Here is a 14,816-nt window from a genome sequence, read left to right on the forward strand (position 1 = left end):
GCCCACAGGGTCAGTGGTCGGGGCAGTAAGCCGTGGGCGGCGATTCACGACAACGCGAAGGTGCCTGCTGACCGGCGGCTCTACATGACGGCCACCCCGCGTGTCTGGGAGGCGCCGGAGACCGACGAGGGCGGCAGCGGCGCGCCGGTGCTGGTCGCCAGCATGGAAGACGACCCGGACGGGCTGTTCGGCAGCGTGGCCTACAAGCTCACGCTCTCGCAGGCCCGCAACTTGGGCCTGGTCGCGGCGTGGCAGGTGGTGTGTGTCGACGTCACTGACCCAGAGCTCCAAGCGGCCGCGCTGCTTGGGATCGAGGCCCGCTCGGACAACGTGCGCGGCTCCCGGCTCGCGGCCCTGCAGACCGCCGCGGTGAAGACGGCCGCGGAGCGGGGACTTCGCAGGATGCTCAGCTTCCACTACCGGACCAGCGAAGCGGAGGCGATGGCGGCCGGGGTGCCGGCCGTGGCGCAGCGGCTGTGGGAGGACGACCCGGAGACGTACCCGGAGCCGGATCGGGTGTGGTCGGACTGGCTGTGCGGTGAGCACAGCCCGAAGCGTCGGCGGGCGACGCTGGCCACGTTCGCGGACCCGGTTGGCGAGCGGGTCGACGGCGACCTGGTCCCGATGCGGCTGCGGCTGCTGTCCAGTGTTCGAGTCCTTGGGGAGGGCGTTGACACCAAGGGTTGTGACTCTGTGTTCTTCGGGGACGTGCGCGGATCGGCGGTCGACATCCTCCAGATCGTGGGCCGGGCGCTGCGCATGAAACCGGGAGAAGGCAAGGTCGCATCGTTGGTGGTGCCGGTTTTCCTCGGCAAGGACGAAGACCCGGACGCCATGCTCACCAGCAAGGGGTACAACGGGTTGGCCCGGATTTTGGCTGCGCTCCGTAGTCATGACGCGGACACCGTGGAAGCCCTCGCGGAGCAGCAATCGAACACCCGGCACCGGAAGCCGTCGGCAGCCGAGCGCGACGCAGCGGGCCGGGGCGAGGAGCGCGGAACATCGGCTCCCGCAAAGAGCCTGCTTTCCTTCTCCACCCCGCGCGACCCCGCCATCTTGGCGCAGTTCATGAAACTGCGGATTCTCCAGCCGGAAAACACATACTGGCGTCAGGGAGTCCAGGCAGCGACCCAGTACGTGAAAGAGAACGGGGATCTGAAAGTCCCGTATGCGTTCGTCACGCCGGAGGACTGGCAGCCTGCCGGATTCCCGTTGGGGACGTGGATTGCCGATCAGCGGCGATTCTTCAACGCGGGTGAGATGAAGCCCTCACGGGCCAAGGAGCTGGACGAACTCGGCATGATTTGGTCGCACTGGGACGTCGCTTTTCAGGAGGGGCTGTCAGCAGCGCAGGGGTGGGCGGCCGTACATGGTCATCTGCTGGCCCCCACGACAGCGGTCTTCGACGGCCACCCGACGGGGGTATGGCTCAAAAATTTGAGGACTGCCGGTCGGCGGCTGGCGGAGATCGAGGCGCGGCGGGAGGCCGGCCTGCCGGTCGGTTCCACCGCAGGCGCGCTGACCGAAGAGCGCAGGGACGCGCTCGAGGCGATCGACCCGAGCTGGTGCCCGGCCTGGCAGGTGGCCTGGCAGCGCTGCTACAAGTTGTGCCGCAACCTCATCGAGGCCGGGACCGAGCTGCCCACCAGCCCTGGGCAGATGACGCTCCAGGGCGAAGACCTCGGGGCGTGGGTCCAGGCGCAGCGCCTCGGCTGGGACCAGCTGCTGCCCGCGCAGGCCTGGATGCTGGAGAACATGCTCCACATCGGCCCGGCGGAGCCTGACGAACGGCCTCCAGCGCCCCGCACGCAGGCGGACAAGTGGGCATCGAACTTGGCGGCGGCCCGGCAGTTCTACGCCCGTGAGGGGCACTTCCAGGTGCCGAGGAAGCACGTTGAAGAGGTCGACGGCGTTCCCTACAAGCTGGGCATGTTCGCGGACAACGCCCGCAGGCGGGCGGACAAGCTGAGCGCGGAGCGGCGGGCGGAGCTCGACGCGCTGGGTATGCGCTGGTAGAGCCACGCGGCGAAGGGCCGGGCCCGGACTCCCGCGAGGGGTCCGGGCCCGGCCCTTGTGCGCGGCCGTGGCTGCCCCGCTGACACGAAGTGGTACAACCGCCCGGCTGCTGACGCCAGAGCGGCACACGGCCGTACAGGGCCTCTGCCGGGCTGCTCTGCGGTGCGTGCCGGGCTGGGGTGCGGCAACGCGGCGACAGCTCAGGCACTCGAAGGTGTGATCTGGCGGCCCGGCCTCACGCGTGCGAGTCCTGCCTGCTCCTACTGTCGCCTGGCATGAGCTCCACTTCCACGCACCCGCCGCGCACCGAGCCGATGCCGGCCGACCTGCGGCGTGCGGTCCACCAGCTGGTGGCCGAAGCCGCGATGAACCTCCAGGACGTCCTGCGCTACACCGAGCCTGATGTGGGCCAGGACTGGAGGCGGATGACGTTGTACCGGAGCACCGACGCGGCCGACACCGTGGACATGGCCGCGCTGCTGATCGCCGCCTACCTGGAAGCCGCAGGCGGCAACGTCCAGGACGTTCGCCAGCATCTGCAGTGCAGCCAGCAGCAGATCCGGGCCGACGGTCCCCGCGAGTCCGACCGCAGGCGAGCCGCCGCTCTGCTTGGTCGTCGTCCGATGCCCGAGCTGCCGGGCGACGGTGAAGAAGATCCCTGGCACCTGTGGACGCAGGCCTGCCTGCACGGGCTTCGCGCACGATCGAGCGACGACCTGGATTCCCTGGACAGCTTCCTGCCCCCGCACATCGCGCAGATGGCGCGCCGGGTCGCAGAGGCCCTTGCCGAGCCGCAGCCCGCCACCGCGTAGCCGCCAGGCTGCCGCAGCCCTGGACGGGCCTTGACGCCCGCATTACGCTCCAGGCCCTCCCCCGAGTGAACACGAGGCTGGAGCGAACCCCCGCTGTCAGCGGCGGAAGCGCCCCAGAATCCCGCTCGCCTTGCGGACGGCTTCGGCTTCAGCGGCTTCCTTCGCGGCCTTGGCCGCCTCGCGGCGCTTGCGGTCGGCTTCCTTCTTCGCGGCCTTGCGGATCCGCTCCGCCTCGAGCGCCAGCAGCTTGCAGTCCCCGCACAGCTTGGGGTGGCTGTCGGTCGGTGTGCCCCACGCGTCTTCTTCGGATTCGGCCCACCGCTGGTCGGTGAACTTGGTGCCGCAGCGGGTGCACTTCGGCCGGCGGGCTTCGCGCTCAGCGGCCTCCCGCTTCTCGGCTGCCGCCCTCGCCCGCTGTTGCTCGGCACGTGCGCGGGCGTCGGCGGCCTCCCGGCGGGGGTTGCCGACCGCGTCGTCCAACGGCTGGAGCCCGGGGCGGCCGAAGCGCCAGAAGGCCGGCCCCGCCGGGCCGTGCTCGCGCAGCAGCTCCAGCGTGGTTGCCACGATCGGGATGCACCGGTCGTACATGCTGAAGTCGTCGTGTTCCTGGCCCTGCCAGTGCTGGCGGGTGCGGGCCGCGATCTGCTGCATGGTCGCCTTGGGGTTGCGGGGGCCGACCGGATTGAAGACCAGCAGCACCGGCGGGTGCGGCGTGTCGCCCAAGCGGCCTTCCGGCACGCTCCACTTCTGGCGCCACATCGGGATGTCCTGCCCGTTGGTGTCGGTGATCTGCCGGGCGAAGAAGCGGGCGTACTTGTCGAACTTGGCCGCCAGGACGGCGGCTTCCTCGAAGCAGTTGTCGACCTCCACGAACAGCAGCGGCACCCTGCCGTCCGGTACCGCCACGAGGATGTCGGCCTGGACGCCGCTCCGGCCCTGAGTCGTCCAGGTCCCGGTGTAGGGCAGATGCACCTCGGTGGAGTACGAGGCGAGCGAGCCAAGCCCGGGCAGCGCGGCCGCGGCGCGGGCGGCCTCCACGGCCTCGGCGGGTTCGCCGGTGAGGAGCGTCAGGTCGGGCTTGGGGCGCAGCAGGGCCAGGATCGTCTCGTTGACTGCCATTGCGTGCTGTGCGCCGGTGCGGCCCGCGCCCCGGGCGGCGCCGCCCATCTCGCTGCGCGGCCTGCCCAGCGGCCCGGTGGCGGCGTCCAGGCCCAGCTCGGTCAGCAGCCGCAGGCCCTCCCCGGTCCGGGTGTGGCCACCGAACAGCACGTGCTTGGAGAAGCGCAGGTCCGCCAGCGCGCCGCGGTGCGCGGCGGTGCGGGCCTCCTTGCGCTTGGCGGCGGTCGGCTTGGTGGTGTGGCGGTAGGTCAGGTGCGGGGCGGTGGCGCGCTGAATCTGGTCGGCGGTGGCGACCTTCATCACCCCGAGCACTTTCAGCACGTCGTCGCGCAGCCCGTTCGAGGACCCGGCCGGGTTGTCGGCCCGCTTGCGCCGCTTGGTCTCCGCTTCCGGCTGTGTGGTCTGTATGCCGCCCATCAGCTCAGCCTCCCCGCTTGGTTCGCCGCTCCCACCCAATCGCCGCACGACCACCGGTCGGGCGGACAGGCCCGCCCCGGCCGCAGGGGCCATGGGGCTGGGGAGGGGTTCCGGGTGCTCCCGGAAACCCGATGATCCCCCCGCGGTCTGTCATAGCAGGGGGAAGAAGAGGGTTGTGACGAGCGGCGCGGCCTAGAGAAAGAGGCGCTGACCTGGGAAAACAAAGTGCATGCGGGTGTTCGGCACGGAAGTGCATTCCGAAGTGGCATCGCAAGTGCCCACCCAAGTGGGGTGCCGGCCCCGGCCGGGCCGCTTGGACCGCCCGTCGGCCCGCCGGACCGGCAGGCGCCATCTGTCCAGCATGCACCCTGCGTTGGCCCTGCGGGCGACCGCTGCTCGCCCATTTCCTCGCCTGCCACGGCGACTCCCTTCCGCATCCCGGCACCTGTCGCCGGCGAAGCAGTCGCAGCCTGCACGGGTGCCCCTTGTCCGCGGTCTGTCGGCGCCACTCAGCGGCCCGCTGTCCAGGAGAAACGCGGGGGTCGGCCGACTGCGGCGCAGCGTGGTCAAGGGGTCGGACAAGGGGGGTGGTCAAGGGGTGTCATGTCGCGCCCGTACGTCCCACCAGTCACAGCAGCCTCAAATTTGTGCACGAGTGCCGGGGAGTGCCCGCTGTTGTCACGGCCGGCCTATGGGCGGGGGCAGCGAGGAAGCCCCCGCCGCCGACCGAGGGAGACGGACATGAGGCGCAACCCCAGGACCAGCCACCGCATCGACCACCTGGCGCGGCTGGTGGACCACCTGCTTGACGGACTGGCCGCCCACGGCCGCCCGGCACCGACCGCTCCGCAGATCCGCGCGGCCCTGCGCGAGGTCCAGCGAGGCCGCCGCGGCGGCCGGCGCCGGAGCGCCCGCCGGTAGGCGCGCCGTTCCTTCGCGCCGCGATTGCCCCGTTCCCCGCCCATACCCACCGTTCCCCACCGTTCCCCACCGTTCCAGACCGTTCCAGACCGATCCGGGACGGTCCGGGGGCGGGTGGGTGGGCAGTCGCTCCGGTTGCTCACCCGCCCGCCCGGGTCGCCGCTTTCCGCCGTTCCACGGCTGTGACCTGCGGTAGTGATGTCCGCGGAACGCGGTCCGGGCGTAGGGGCGGGTGCTGTTCCACCGTGGAATCGAACGGGGAATCGAACTAGGTTGGAGGGGTGAGCGACGACCAGGGGCAGGGCCAGGAGCAGCCGGCTGCGCTACCGCAGGCTGACGGGCCGCTGGTCGACGTCACTCTCCCGGACGGCCAGCACATCTATGCCGTGGTGAAGTCCCGGGTCAGGGAGCCGGACGGTTGGTGGTACGACCTGCAGATCCATGTCCCCCACCAGGGCAGCGACCGGGGCCGGCTCCTGGCCCTCCCGGCCGCTGTGGACTTCCGCGCACCGGCCGCCTTGTGCGAGCCGATCGACGGCCAGCCCTACGACCAGGTGCCGACCGAGCGGCCCGGGGTCACCCCGGCCTGGAAGGTCGAAGAGAAGGTCTACTTCGGCCCCGAGCGGGGACCTGCCCGCATCGTGCACCGCGGCGACTGCCGCGCGGCCCGCGACCTCGCCAGGCCCGCCAGCACCGAGCAGGCCCGCGCCGTCCTCGAGCGGGACGACGCCGCACCGTGCCCGCTGTGCCGTCCCGACCGGCCGCTGCGCACCGCCGCATAGCGGGCCGGCCTCAGCCGCGCCGCCGGTATCCCTGCCGCTGCGACGGCGTTTCCCCGGTCCCCGCGGGGCGCTTCTTCTTCTCCTTCGGGACCTCCCGTGTGCGCTCGTCGACCAGGCGCTGGAGTTCTTGAAGCCGCGCCCGCTGCTCTGGGCTGATGACGAAGCCCTGCTCCTGGTCGTCGTCCCGGTCCTCCCCCGTGTCGCCAAACGCCAACTGCTCGTACAGCACGGTGGCGGCCGCCTGGTCCGCCGGCGACGGCTTGCCGCCCCGCGTTCCCCGGTTCGGCCCGGCAGGCTGGTCCGGGGTCCTGGAAGCCCGCAGGGCGGCCTGGAGCCGGATGCTGGTGGCCACCGCCCGGGCATGGGCGCTCACCTCCACCGCGGCGTGCTCCAGGCCCTGCGGGTCGTCGTCGCGGTCCGGTAGGGCCGGGTGCCAGGCGGCGGTGTAGACGGTGTGCCCGGGCGGCCGCGGTCGGCGGCCGGGCGGCCGCGGCGCGGTGACGTCGACGCAGTGCGCGCGGATCGCCGCCGCGGTGATCCGGCTGTCCAGGCCGGGATCGGCGCGGCGGCCGCGCAGCTCGCGGGCGAGGTGCCGGCGGGCTTCGGCGAGCAGGTGCCGGTGGCGGAACTGGCCGTGGTGGACGTAGACGATCGCGGCGACGTCGATGGCCGCCAGGTCCACGTCGACGTCGGCCGTAGCGTCCGGCACCGTGGAGCTGTGCCAGGTGGAGCGGATCGCGGCCGCCGCGCGGCGGCACAGCGCGAGCAGCCCGTCGACCGCCGCGGCGCCGAACCGCCGGATCGCGTCGGCCCGCCAGCGGCGGCGGAGCTCCGGCAGCGGCAGCGGTGTCTTCTTCGCAGGGCGGCTGTCGTCTGCGGCGCGCTTCATCAGCCGGCTGCGCACTCGCGCTGTGGGCGGGTGCCCGTGATCGGCCGTGTACTCCGCCTCTGCCTGCTCCAGCAGCGCGGCGGTGTCGCGCTGCCGCGTGGACGACCAGTCGATCAGCTCCGGCGGCACCCCGGCGACCTCGATGACCGGCCGCAGCCCCTCCGTGGGCGTACGCCGATGCGTCGCCAGCCCGAGCCGCTCGCAGACTTCCTCGAGCACCCGCTGGTTGTACAGCGCGCCGGCCGCGACCACGTGCGCGAACAGCCGCCGCGAGTCGAGGTGGCCCCACTTGCCGTCGGCGCGCAGCACCTTGACCGACACCACCAGGTGGTCGTGCAGCAGAGGCTTGCGGTGCCGGGAGTCCCAGTGCCGGAACCGGGCCACGACCAGGCCGCCCACCGGCCGCTCCCACCTGCTCCCGCCCGGCCCGGAGTACACCACGACCGCTTCGTCCTCCACCCACGCCAGCACGTCCGCGGCCGCGACGTCGTGGGCGTCCTCGATCACCGCGCGGGTGTCGTCGTCCCCCAGACCGGCCAGCAGCGATACCGACGCCGGCGGCCGCAGCACCAGATCGAACGCGGCGACCGGCCCCCGCTTGATCTTTCGCTTCCGCCGCCGTGACGGCACCACCTTGCCGTCGTCGTCCAGGGCAACGGGCTCCGGCTCCCCCGGCTCCTGGTCGTCGGCGTAGGTGGGGCGGATGAACTTCCGCCCCAGCCGCACCGCCGGCGCCTCGCCCTCGATGGCGTCGGGGGCCAGGAGCTCCGGGTGCGGGTGCAGGCCCTGCCCGAACAGCGCCTCCATCTCCGCCTCGGTCACCGTGCCGGACAGCCCGAGCAGCGGCGCCCCGCGCCCGGTCCACTCCCCCGCCGGCACCCCCGCCAGCTCCTGGCCGACCGGCAGCGGAACCCCGCGGTCCCGGCCGCCGTCGCCCACCGCCACGCTCTTGAGGTAGTACCGGTACGCCGACCCCGGCGACACACGCGCTATCGACATCGTCACCCCGCCACCACACCCCGCCCCGGCCGGGCAGCACAGCGCGTCCGGCGCCAGGTCCCGGCAGACGGAAGGGACGGCCCGAGGACTTCTCGGACCGTCCCGTAGGGCGGAACAGCAAGCAGTTACCCAAAGCTCCGTCGCAGAGTCAGCCTTGCGGGGCATCGGGCTGCGGTGCCCGCTTCGCTCTCCCGTTGAGGACCGTCAGCACGGCGTTGATCTCACGCAGGAGTTCCTCGTAGCGCTCGGGGTCACCTTCGGTCGTCGCCTCCTGGAAGGCGGCTTTGGTGAGGTGCCGCCGGGCAGCCTTGAGCTCGATCAGGCCGCGGTGCAGGCTGTCCAGTTGGGGGTGCTCAACGATCTCGGCGTCCTCGATGTCGTCAGCATCGGACCGCCCCCCGACTCCGTTCGAATCTGATTCGAACGATCCGGGACCAATTGGTCCTGGAACTTTTGGCGGCTGGAAGAGGACTGTCGCGCGCCCGTGCAGATCCTCGCGGGCCTGGTCCGGATCGGCGGGCAGTGGCCTGTCCCGGAGGGACCGCCGTAGGTCCGTGAGGTGTTTCGCTGTGAGGCGGCCGCCGGCGGCGCGGGCTGCGGTGTCGGCTGCGGCGTACAGCTCGACGGCCACGGACTCAGGCAGGTCGGCGATCTCCCGCACCTGGCCCTCAACTGGCGACTCGCCCGTCCGGGAGGTGATCGCCAGGGCGATCGGGTAGCCGGTGACCCAGCGGCGGGCCTGGCGGGGCACCACGTCGGGGATCAGGTCGACCACGTACTGCTCCAGTGAGGAGTGGGTGCGGCGGAACCACTTGCCCTTCGCTGCCGCGGCGATGCCCTGCCCCATCACCCACACTGCGGCTTTGCCTGCGGCGTGCGCGGTACGGATGACCGTCTCGGTCTGGTCCTTCTGCTGTTCCTCGCGTGCTGTGAGGTCAGAACGGTCGTCGTCCAGCACCTCGGTGACGTCGGCGAGGTTGGGGAGACCTGCCGCGAGTTTGGTGATGGCTTCAGCCGCTCCGGCCGCAAGGGCGTGGGGGGAGACGGCGGGGCTGGAGTCGTCCAGGTCGAAGTCTGCGAGGCGGGCCATCAGGCTGCCGCCTCCAGGGTCTCAACGACCTTGAGGAAGTGCCCGAGGTCCTTGGGGCAGGTCTCCATCGCGTCTTCGTAGTCCACCAGGTCGGGGACTTCCGCCGCGAGCAGGTCGTAGTTGGCGGCGCGGATCTTCTCGCGGGCCGCCTCGTTGTGGGAGGCGCGGGAGTTCTTCACCCGGGTGAAGACGACGTCTGCGGCGATTTCCCGGAGGCGGCCGGCCTCGCGGGCGGCGGACAGGGCGCCGTCCAGCGAGCCGCGGATGCGGCGCATCTCCGCCTTGCGCGGGGAGGTGACGAACAGGACCTGGTCGCACACGGCGACTGCGGAACCGAAGATGTCGCTGGACTCGCCGCCGCAGTCGATGACGACGACGTCGTATCCGTCGGTGTCCTCAAGGACCCGGTCGCCGACCCTGGCGTGGGGCCAGGTCTCGATGGCGTAGGGGAGCGGGTCACCCTTCTTCTTGGCGAGGCGGTACCAGTCGTACGCGGTCTGGGACATCGGGTCGGCGTCGACCAGGAGGACCCGCAGGCCGTAGTGCCTGGCGTACACGAGCGCGATGAAGATGCTCATGGTGGACTTGCCGACGCCTCCCTTGAGGCCGCCGATCGCGATGACCTTCTTCTTCTTGCTGCCGAGCCACTTGAGCTTCCGGCGTGCTTCCCCCTGCTCCGGGGTCAGCTCTTCCGAACGCGGGACCGGGATACTCTCGGAGTTGGTGGTCGTCATGCTCTTCCTCGCAGGTTGTTCGCGGTGGCGGCCCGACGGGGCCCCGTCTGGGAGAAGACGGGGTCTCCGTGTTTTCAGCCGGGCTTGAGCGTAGCGCCGCCTCGGTCGACCTCTGAGGAACACCGCCCGGACGGACTTCGCCGACCTGTTAGCGGATCGGCCCTGAACGCACGAAAGACCCCGGGCCGCAGCAGAGTTGCTGCGGCCCGGGGCCTGTCCGTGCTGTGGGGGGTCAGATGTCGCCGTAGGCGCGGCGCTGGTGGGTGTCGATGAGCGTGGTGGCGGTGTCGGGGTAGACCGCAGTGCCGAGCAGGTCGCCAGCCTCGGTCCAGACGGTGTCGGCGCACAGGTCCGGGTCGGACCAGACGACGTAGGGCCCGTACCGCTCGAGGCGCCCGACGTCGGAGAGGGTGTCTCCGTCGACCGGGGCCGCCGGGCCGGCGGCCGCCGTGGTGCCCGCGTCGTCGGCCTGGTCGTCGCTGGTGTCGTCGTCCGGGAAGTCCAGGGGCGGGGTACCCAGCAGTTCGAGGGTGAGCACCTGCAGCCACATCGGGTGTCCGCTGATGCGGGGCAGTCCGAGGTGCCCGGTGACGCGGACGTAGTCACCGGGGCGCAGCTGGTGCAGGACGTTGGCGGTCAGCTCGGAGGCGGCGACGCTGCACGGCAGCACCATCTCGTCAACGAGTTCGTCGGTGGGGGAGACGATCAGGCGGAAGCGGGCGCGGGTGCCGGTGGTGTCGTCGGCGGCGACCTCTTCGTCCAGGTAGCCGTCCAGGACTATCCCGTCGGTCGTCATTGTTCAGCCCGCCTTCGCCAGCGTGGCCGGCTGCTGGTGGGCGGCGTCGTAGGCGGCGACGATCGAGGCCTTGATGACGCCGGCGACGCCGACCTGGTGGCCGTTCTCGCGTGCCCACGTACGGATCGCGGCGAGGTCCGAGCGCCTGGCGGGCTGGGGGCGGATCGGGGTGGGCGTCTCGATCGCTCCGGCGGCGCGGGGGACGCCGACCTTGAGCTGCCGCAGGCGGTCCTCTTCGGCTTTCAGTTCGGCCCGCAGCTCGGCGATGCGGGCTTCGACTTTGGTGGCGACCTGCTCGTTGACGCGGCGCTGGTTCAGGTCGGCGAGGTCCTGTCGGATCCGTCCGGCCGTGGCACGGACGCTGGCAAGCGGGTGCTGCTGCGCCCACATCAGCAGCAGGTCGACGTCGGCGACGTCCGGCTCGGTGGCGGCCGGGGTGGAGGCGTCGACTTCGGCCTCGGCGGGTTCGGCGGTCTCCCCGCCCGCGGTGTCGGTGTCGGTGGTGTCGCCGGTGTCGGTGTGGGCGGCCAGGAGGTCCTCGACTTCCTGCTGGGACATCCCGGTCGCCTCGGTGATGGTGGGGGCGTCGTCGCCGGCGTTGTGCATCGAGAGCGCCATCGCCTCAAAGGCGTTGAGGCCGACGGCCGGGGCGGCGGGGGTCTGGTCGGGCATCGCAGGCTCGTCTCCTGTCGGTTCGGGTTCGGCCGGGGAGTCGTCGGCCGGGTCGGGGATGAGGGGGAGCAGGGCGGTGAGGGTGTCGGCGTCGTCGGGCAGGGCGAGGGCGGCCAGGAGTTCGGCGAGGTCGTCCTTGTCGCGGGCGTGGCGGGCGGTTATGCGGGCTGCGGCGTGTTCCTCGGTGGCGTCGAACACGGTCAGGGGGATGGATTCGGCTGCTGCGTGGATGTCGAAGTTGTCGTACATCTCGCCTCCTACGCGCCCGGTTTGCGGCGGGCGCGGGGCGGGTCGGACACGAACCGGGTCTCACCCGGGTGTGCGGCGTTCCACGCTTCGGCGCAGACCTTGCAGACGTCTTCGCCGGAGTGGGACTGCAGGACGGTGTGGCCCCGGCACAGGACGCAGCGGCCGCCACCGGTGTAGTGACGGCCGTCGCGCCAGTCCAGGAGTGTCCGCTGCGGGAGCGGCCCGGTCATGCGACCTTCTTCAACCCCAGTGCGCGGGCGAGGGTGTGCCGGTTGGCCATGGCGCGCTCGGGAGTGATCGGGCCACGCCACGGCTCGTACGGCTCGGGTCGGGTGGGGATGAGTTCGAGGGCCAGCCGATCGAGGGCGGTCTCCCGTATCGGCGGCGGGTTGGTCCGGGCGCGCTGTCGGCGTTCAGCACGCCTGCGGTCGGCTGCGGCGACCTTGGCGACCCAGTCCGGCCCGAGGCGCTCCACCTGGCGCTTGCGCAGCGCGGTGCGCTCGCGCGGGGTGGTGGCCGCCCAGACGCCGACCCGGGTCAGCGCCGGGTTAGCCAGCGCCCATTTGAGGCAGTCGGTCACCAGCGGGCACTGCGCGCAGTCCCGTTTGGCGCGGCGGATGTCGACCGCGGTGTCGGAGAACCCTTGCGCGCCGCCTTTCTCGTGGGAGAAGCGGCCGGGGTTCTTCTGGCAGGCGGTCGGGGTGTCGCTGCGGGGGAAGGGGATCTGCGGCGCCGCCTCGGTGATGTCGCTGCTGCTCATGAGGTCGCCTCCGTCGGTCCGGGCAGTCGCGCGAGCAGCTGCAGCGCGGCGGCGGGCGAGGTGTATTCGGTGAGGGCCGGCCGGTGGCAGACCCAGCAGGCGGTGTGCGGGCCTGCCCAGGTGACGGCGCAGTGGCCGCAGGCGTAGTGCCGGGCGCCGGGGCGGCGGCGGCCCAGTGCCCGGATCTGCGCGGCGGCACGCAGGGCGGCGGCGGGGCGGGGGAGGGTCGGCCGGATCATGCCGCGACCTGCCCGGTGGTGTGGGTGCCCGGGCGGCCGGCGCGGCGGCCGTTGACGGTGGGGACGTCGCGGTGCGCGGGGCCGGCCAGGACGGTGCGGCCGCCGTGCTTGCCCGCGTACATCGCGGCGTCGGCCGCGCGCAGCAGGCCCGACAGGTCGCGGGTGCCGACCAGGTCGGGGGCGGCGGCGCCGACCGAGACGGCCGGGGTGAGGTGCGTGCCCTCCAGCGGGAGAGGGGCGGTCAGCATGGTGTCGAGCTGGTCGACGCGGACCTGGCGGCGGCCGGAGCCGATGTAGGCGGCGACGGCGAACTCGTCACCGCCGAACCTGCCCACGACACCGCGGGAGCCGGCCCACTGGGTGAGCCGGTCGGCGACGGCGGCCAGGAGCTGGTCGCCGCTGTCGTGCCCGTGGGTGTCGTTGACGGTCTTGAAGTCGTCGACGTCGGCGAGCAGCACCAGGACGTCGTTGCCGTAGGCGCGCACGAGCCGGTCGGCGCGGGTGGTGAAGTCGTCGCGGCGCAGCAGCCCGGTGAGCGGGTCGCGGCGGGCGGCGGCGAAGCGGCGGTGCCAGATGACGGAGTGGACGGTCCATCCGGCCAGCGGGACGGCGGCCGCGGTGACGGCGGCGGCCGCGGCCGGGATGTGGGCCATGCGGCCCGTGACGTGCACGGTGGAGGCCATACTGAGGCTCCCTCTCGTGTCGGTAATGCGGGGTGGGTGCCCGGGGCGGCCGGTGAGGTTGACGGCCGCGGCGGCCGTCCCGGAGCGCAGAGGATCTGTGAGCGGTCAGGAGCTGGCGGCGTCGGCCATGCGCTCCGAGAACCGCGGGGCGTCGGCGGTCGTCGTCCACTCGCCGTCGGTGATGAGCCGGCCCCTGGAGCCGAACCCGTGGCTGGGGGACTTGGCGGCGCCGTGGAACAGGTGGAGGACCGGGACGCCGCCGGACCAGTGGTCGAAGTGCTGCCAGGTGAAGCCCGGGTGCGCCGGGTCGTCGTGGTAGAACTCGCCGGCGGGGACGTAGGCGGCGGTGAGGTCGAAGACCTGGCCGGTGTCGGGGTGGGTCCACTGGGTGCGGCCGATCTCGGTCTCGGGGACCGGGTGGCCGGCGGCGTCGACGCGGCGGTCCATCCACGTGACGGTGACCAGGTAGCCGGGGTGGTCCCAGGTGTTCGGGTAGGGCTGGCCGGGGTTGTAGTAGTCGATGTGGACGTCCAGGCCCGTCAGCGGCTGCCGGCTGCGCAGCTCGCTGTGGAGCAGGTGGGCGCGGCCAGCCGGGACGGGCTTGGTGTGCGGGTCGTCGACCCGGCCGCTGCCGGCGCCGTTGGCCAGCCAGCCGCGGATCGAGGCGTAGATCCGCCCATCGGTGTCGGGGGCGTTCTCGGTGACCTGCCAGTCGGCGAGCACCATCGGCAGGTAGCCGGCGAAGACGAGCGTGCCGTGGTCGGTGTCGGCGATGTGGTGGTCGGGGGTGTTCCAATCCTTCATGCCGAAGTCCCTCCGTTGTGCGGGCCGGGCTGTCCGGTCCTCCGCGCCGCCCCGGCCGTGCAGGCCGGGGCGGCACAGGGGTCAGGCAGTTCGGGAGGCGGTGGCGTCGGCGACGATCTCGGCGTGGTCGAACGCGAGGTCCGGGAGGTCGGCCAGGGGCCACCAGCGGGCGGCGGCTGCGTCGTCCCCGGCGGTCGGCTCCACCAGTTCGGGCAGGGTCGCGGTGAAGGCGGCCGTGACGTACCGGCCGCGCGGGTCACGGCCGGGGGTGTCGTAGCTGCCGACCGGCCGCAGATCGGCGGTGGAGACGACGATCCCGGTCTCCTCCTCCAGCTCGCGGGTGGAGGCGTCCAGCGCGGACTCCCCGATGCTGACGTGACCGCCGGGCAGTGCCCAGTGGCCCTTGTGCGGGTCCCAGCCGCGTTCGATCAGCAGGACGTGGCCGGCGGCGAGCACGACGACGTCGGCGGTGTAGCGGATCGTCGCGTCGGGGTCGGCGTAGGGCGCGGTGAGCTGGTCCAGGGCGCGGCGGATGCGGTCGGCGGCCTCGAGGACGTACGTGCGGTGCCGCTCCGGGTCGACGTCGCGCTCGCCGTAGGCGGCGACCTCCTCCTGCGGAGTGCCCGCGGTGGTGGCCAGGCGCTCCAGGTGGAAGGTGGCGGCGGCCATCTCGGTGAGCATGGGCGTCTCGACGGCGGCGACCCTGGCGGCCAGGTCGCATTCGGGGCGGGTACGGCGGGCCCGGCGGGCTGCGCGGCGGGCGGTCTGATCGGTGGTGCTGCTGCTCACGGAGGGGTGTCCCTTCGGTGTGCGGGCCGGGCTGTCCGGCCCCTG

Annotated in this window: 16 protein-coding genes; 4 read left to right on the top strand and 12 right to left on the bottom strand. The window is 72.4% G+C overall.

Annotation, left to right across the window (positions count from 1 at the left end):
• Both BS72_RS00005 and BS72_RS00010 read left to right on the top strand, forming a co-directional pair.
• On the top strand, positions 1-2,016 hold a 2,016-nt coding region (locus BS72_RS00005; RefSeq protein ID WP_037904957.1), incomplete at its 5' end, for a helicase associated domain-containing protein.
• 275 nt (positions 2,017-2,291) lie between these two features.
• Positions 2,292-2,828, top strand: coding sequence for a hypothetical protein (locus BS72_RS00010; RefSeq protein WP_232792160.1), 537 nt, complete (start codon positions 2,292-2,294; stop codon positions 2,826-2,828).
• 96 nt (positions 2,829-2,924) lie between these two features.
• Here BS72_RS00010 and BS72_RS31770 read toward each other — a convergent pair whose 3' ends face one another.
• Positions 2,925-4,364 carry a replication-relaxation family protein gene (locus BS72_RS31770; RefSeq protein ID WP_051950278.1) on the bottom strand — a complete coding sequence of 480 codons (1,440 nt, stop codon included), beginning with the start codon at positions 4,362-4,364 and terminating at the stop codon, positions 2,925-2,927.
• A gap of 741 nt (positions 4,365-5,105) precedes the next feature.
• Here BS72_RS31770 and BS72_RS35010 point away from each other — a divergent pair.
• Positions 5,106-5,285, top strand: a complete 180-nt coding sequence (locus BS72_RS35010) for a hypothetical protein (protein ID WP_037904961.1) — start codon at positions 5,106-5,108, stop codon at positions 5,283-5,285.
• A 281-nt stretch (positions 5,286-5,566) separates the two neighbouring features.
• The gene (locus BS72_RS35015; RefSeq protein WP_051950281.1) at positions 5,567-6,067 is read left to right on the top strand and encodes a DUF6233 domain-containing protein; all 501 of its coding nucleotides are present in this window, start codon (positions 5,567-5,569) and stop codon (positions 6,065-6,067) included.
• Between the two features lie 10 nt (positions 6,068-6,077).
• Here BS72_RS35015 and mobF read toward each other — a convergent pair whose 3' ends face one another.
• The 11 genes from mobF to BS72_RS39390 all read right to left on the bottom strand — a co-directional run bounded on the left by mobF (position 6,078) and on the right by BS72_RS39390 (position 14,771).
• Positions 6,078-7,955 (bottom strand): MobF family relaxase, encoded by a 1,878-nt coding sequence (gene mobF / locus BS72_RS00035; RefSeq protein ID WP_198545723.1) that lies wholly within the window; start codon positions 7,953-7,955, stop codon positions 6,078-6,080.
• Positions 7,956-8,103: 148 nt separating this feature from the next.
• A complete protein-coding gene (locus BS72_RS00040) occupies positions 8,104-9,045 on the bottom strand; it encodes a hypothetical protein (protein ID WP_037904965.1) in 942 nt (313 codons plus the stop codon).
• Entirely contained in the window at positions 9,045-9,779 is a 735-nt protein-coding gene (locus tag BS72_RS00045) for a ParA family protein (protein WP_037904968.1), read from the bottom strand. The genes BS72_RS00040 and BS72_RS00045 overlap by 1 nt, the downstream gene beginning before the upstream one ends.
• A 232-nt stretch (positions 9,780-10,011) precedes the next feature.
• Positions 10,012-10,575 carry a hypothetical protein gene (locus BS72_RS00050; RefSeq protein ID WP_037904971.1) on the bottom strand — a complete coding sequence of 188 codons (564 nt, stop codon included), beginning with the start codon at positions 10,573-10,575 and terminating at the stop codon, positions 10,012-10,014.
• 3 nt (positions 10,576-10,578) lie between these two features.
• On the bottom strand, positions 10,579-11,496 hold the full coding sequence (locus tag BS72_RS00055; protein WP_037904974.1) for an Lsr2 family DNA-binding protein: 918 nt from the start codon (positions 11,494-11,496) through the stop codon (positions 10,579-10,581).
• An 8-nt stretch (positions 11,497-11,504) separates the two neighbouring features.
• Positions 11,505-11,726, bottom strand: coding sequence for a hypothetical protein (locus BS72_RS00060; protein WP_037904977.1), 222 nt, complete (start codon positions 11,724-11,726; stop codon positions 11,505-11,507).
• On the bottom strand, positions 11,723-12,256 hold the full coding sequence (locus BS72_RS00065; protein WP_037904980.1) for a WhiB family transcriptional regulator: 534 nt from the start codon (positions 12,254-12,256) through the stop codon (positions 11,723-11,725). Before BS72_RS00065 ends, BS72_RS00060 begins: the two co-directional genes overlap by 4 nt.
• Positions 12,253-12,495 carry a hypothetical protein gene (locus BS72_RS00070; RefSeq protein WP_037904982.1) on the bottom strand — a complete coding sequence of 81 codons (243 nt, stop codon included), beginning with the start codon at positions 12,493-12,495 and terminating at the stop codon, positions 12,253-12,255. Before BS72_RS00070 ends, BS72_RS00065 begins: the two co-directional genes overlap by 4 nt.
• Complete coding sequence (locus BS72_RS00075) at positions 12,492-13,178, bottom strand: GGDEF domain-containing protein (protein WP_037904986.1); 687 nt, start codon at positions 13,176-13,178, stop codon at positions 12,492-12,494. Before BS72_RS00075 ends, BS72_RS00070 begins: the two co-directional genes overlap by 4 nt.
• Before the next feature lie 105 nt (positions 13,179-13,283).
• The gene (locus BS72_RS00080) at positions 13,284-13,982 is read right to left on the bottom strand and encodes a hypothetical protein (RefSeq protein WP_037904988.1); all 699 of its coding nucleotides are present in this window, start codon (positions 13,980-13,982) and stop codon (positions 13,284-13,286) included.
• An 81-nt stretch (positions 13,983-14,063) separates the two neighbouring features.
• Positions 14,064-14,771, bottom strand: coding sequence for an NUDIX hydrolase (locus tag BS72_RS39390; protein ID WP_322941850.1), 708 nt, complete (start codon positions 14,769-14,771; stop codon positions 14,064-14,066).
• Positions 14,772-14,816 lie beyond the last annotated feature (45 nt).

The sequence above is a fragment of the Actinacidiphila yeochonensis CN732 genome (assembly GCF_000745345.1).
GTDB classification, from domain to species: Bacteria; Actinomycetota; Actinomycetes; order Streptomycetales; family Streptomycetaceae; genus Actinacidiphila; species Actinacidiphila yeochonensis.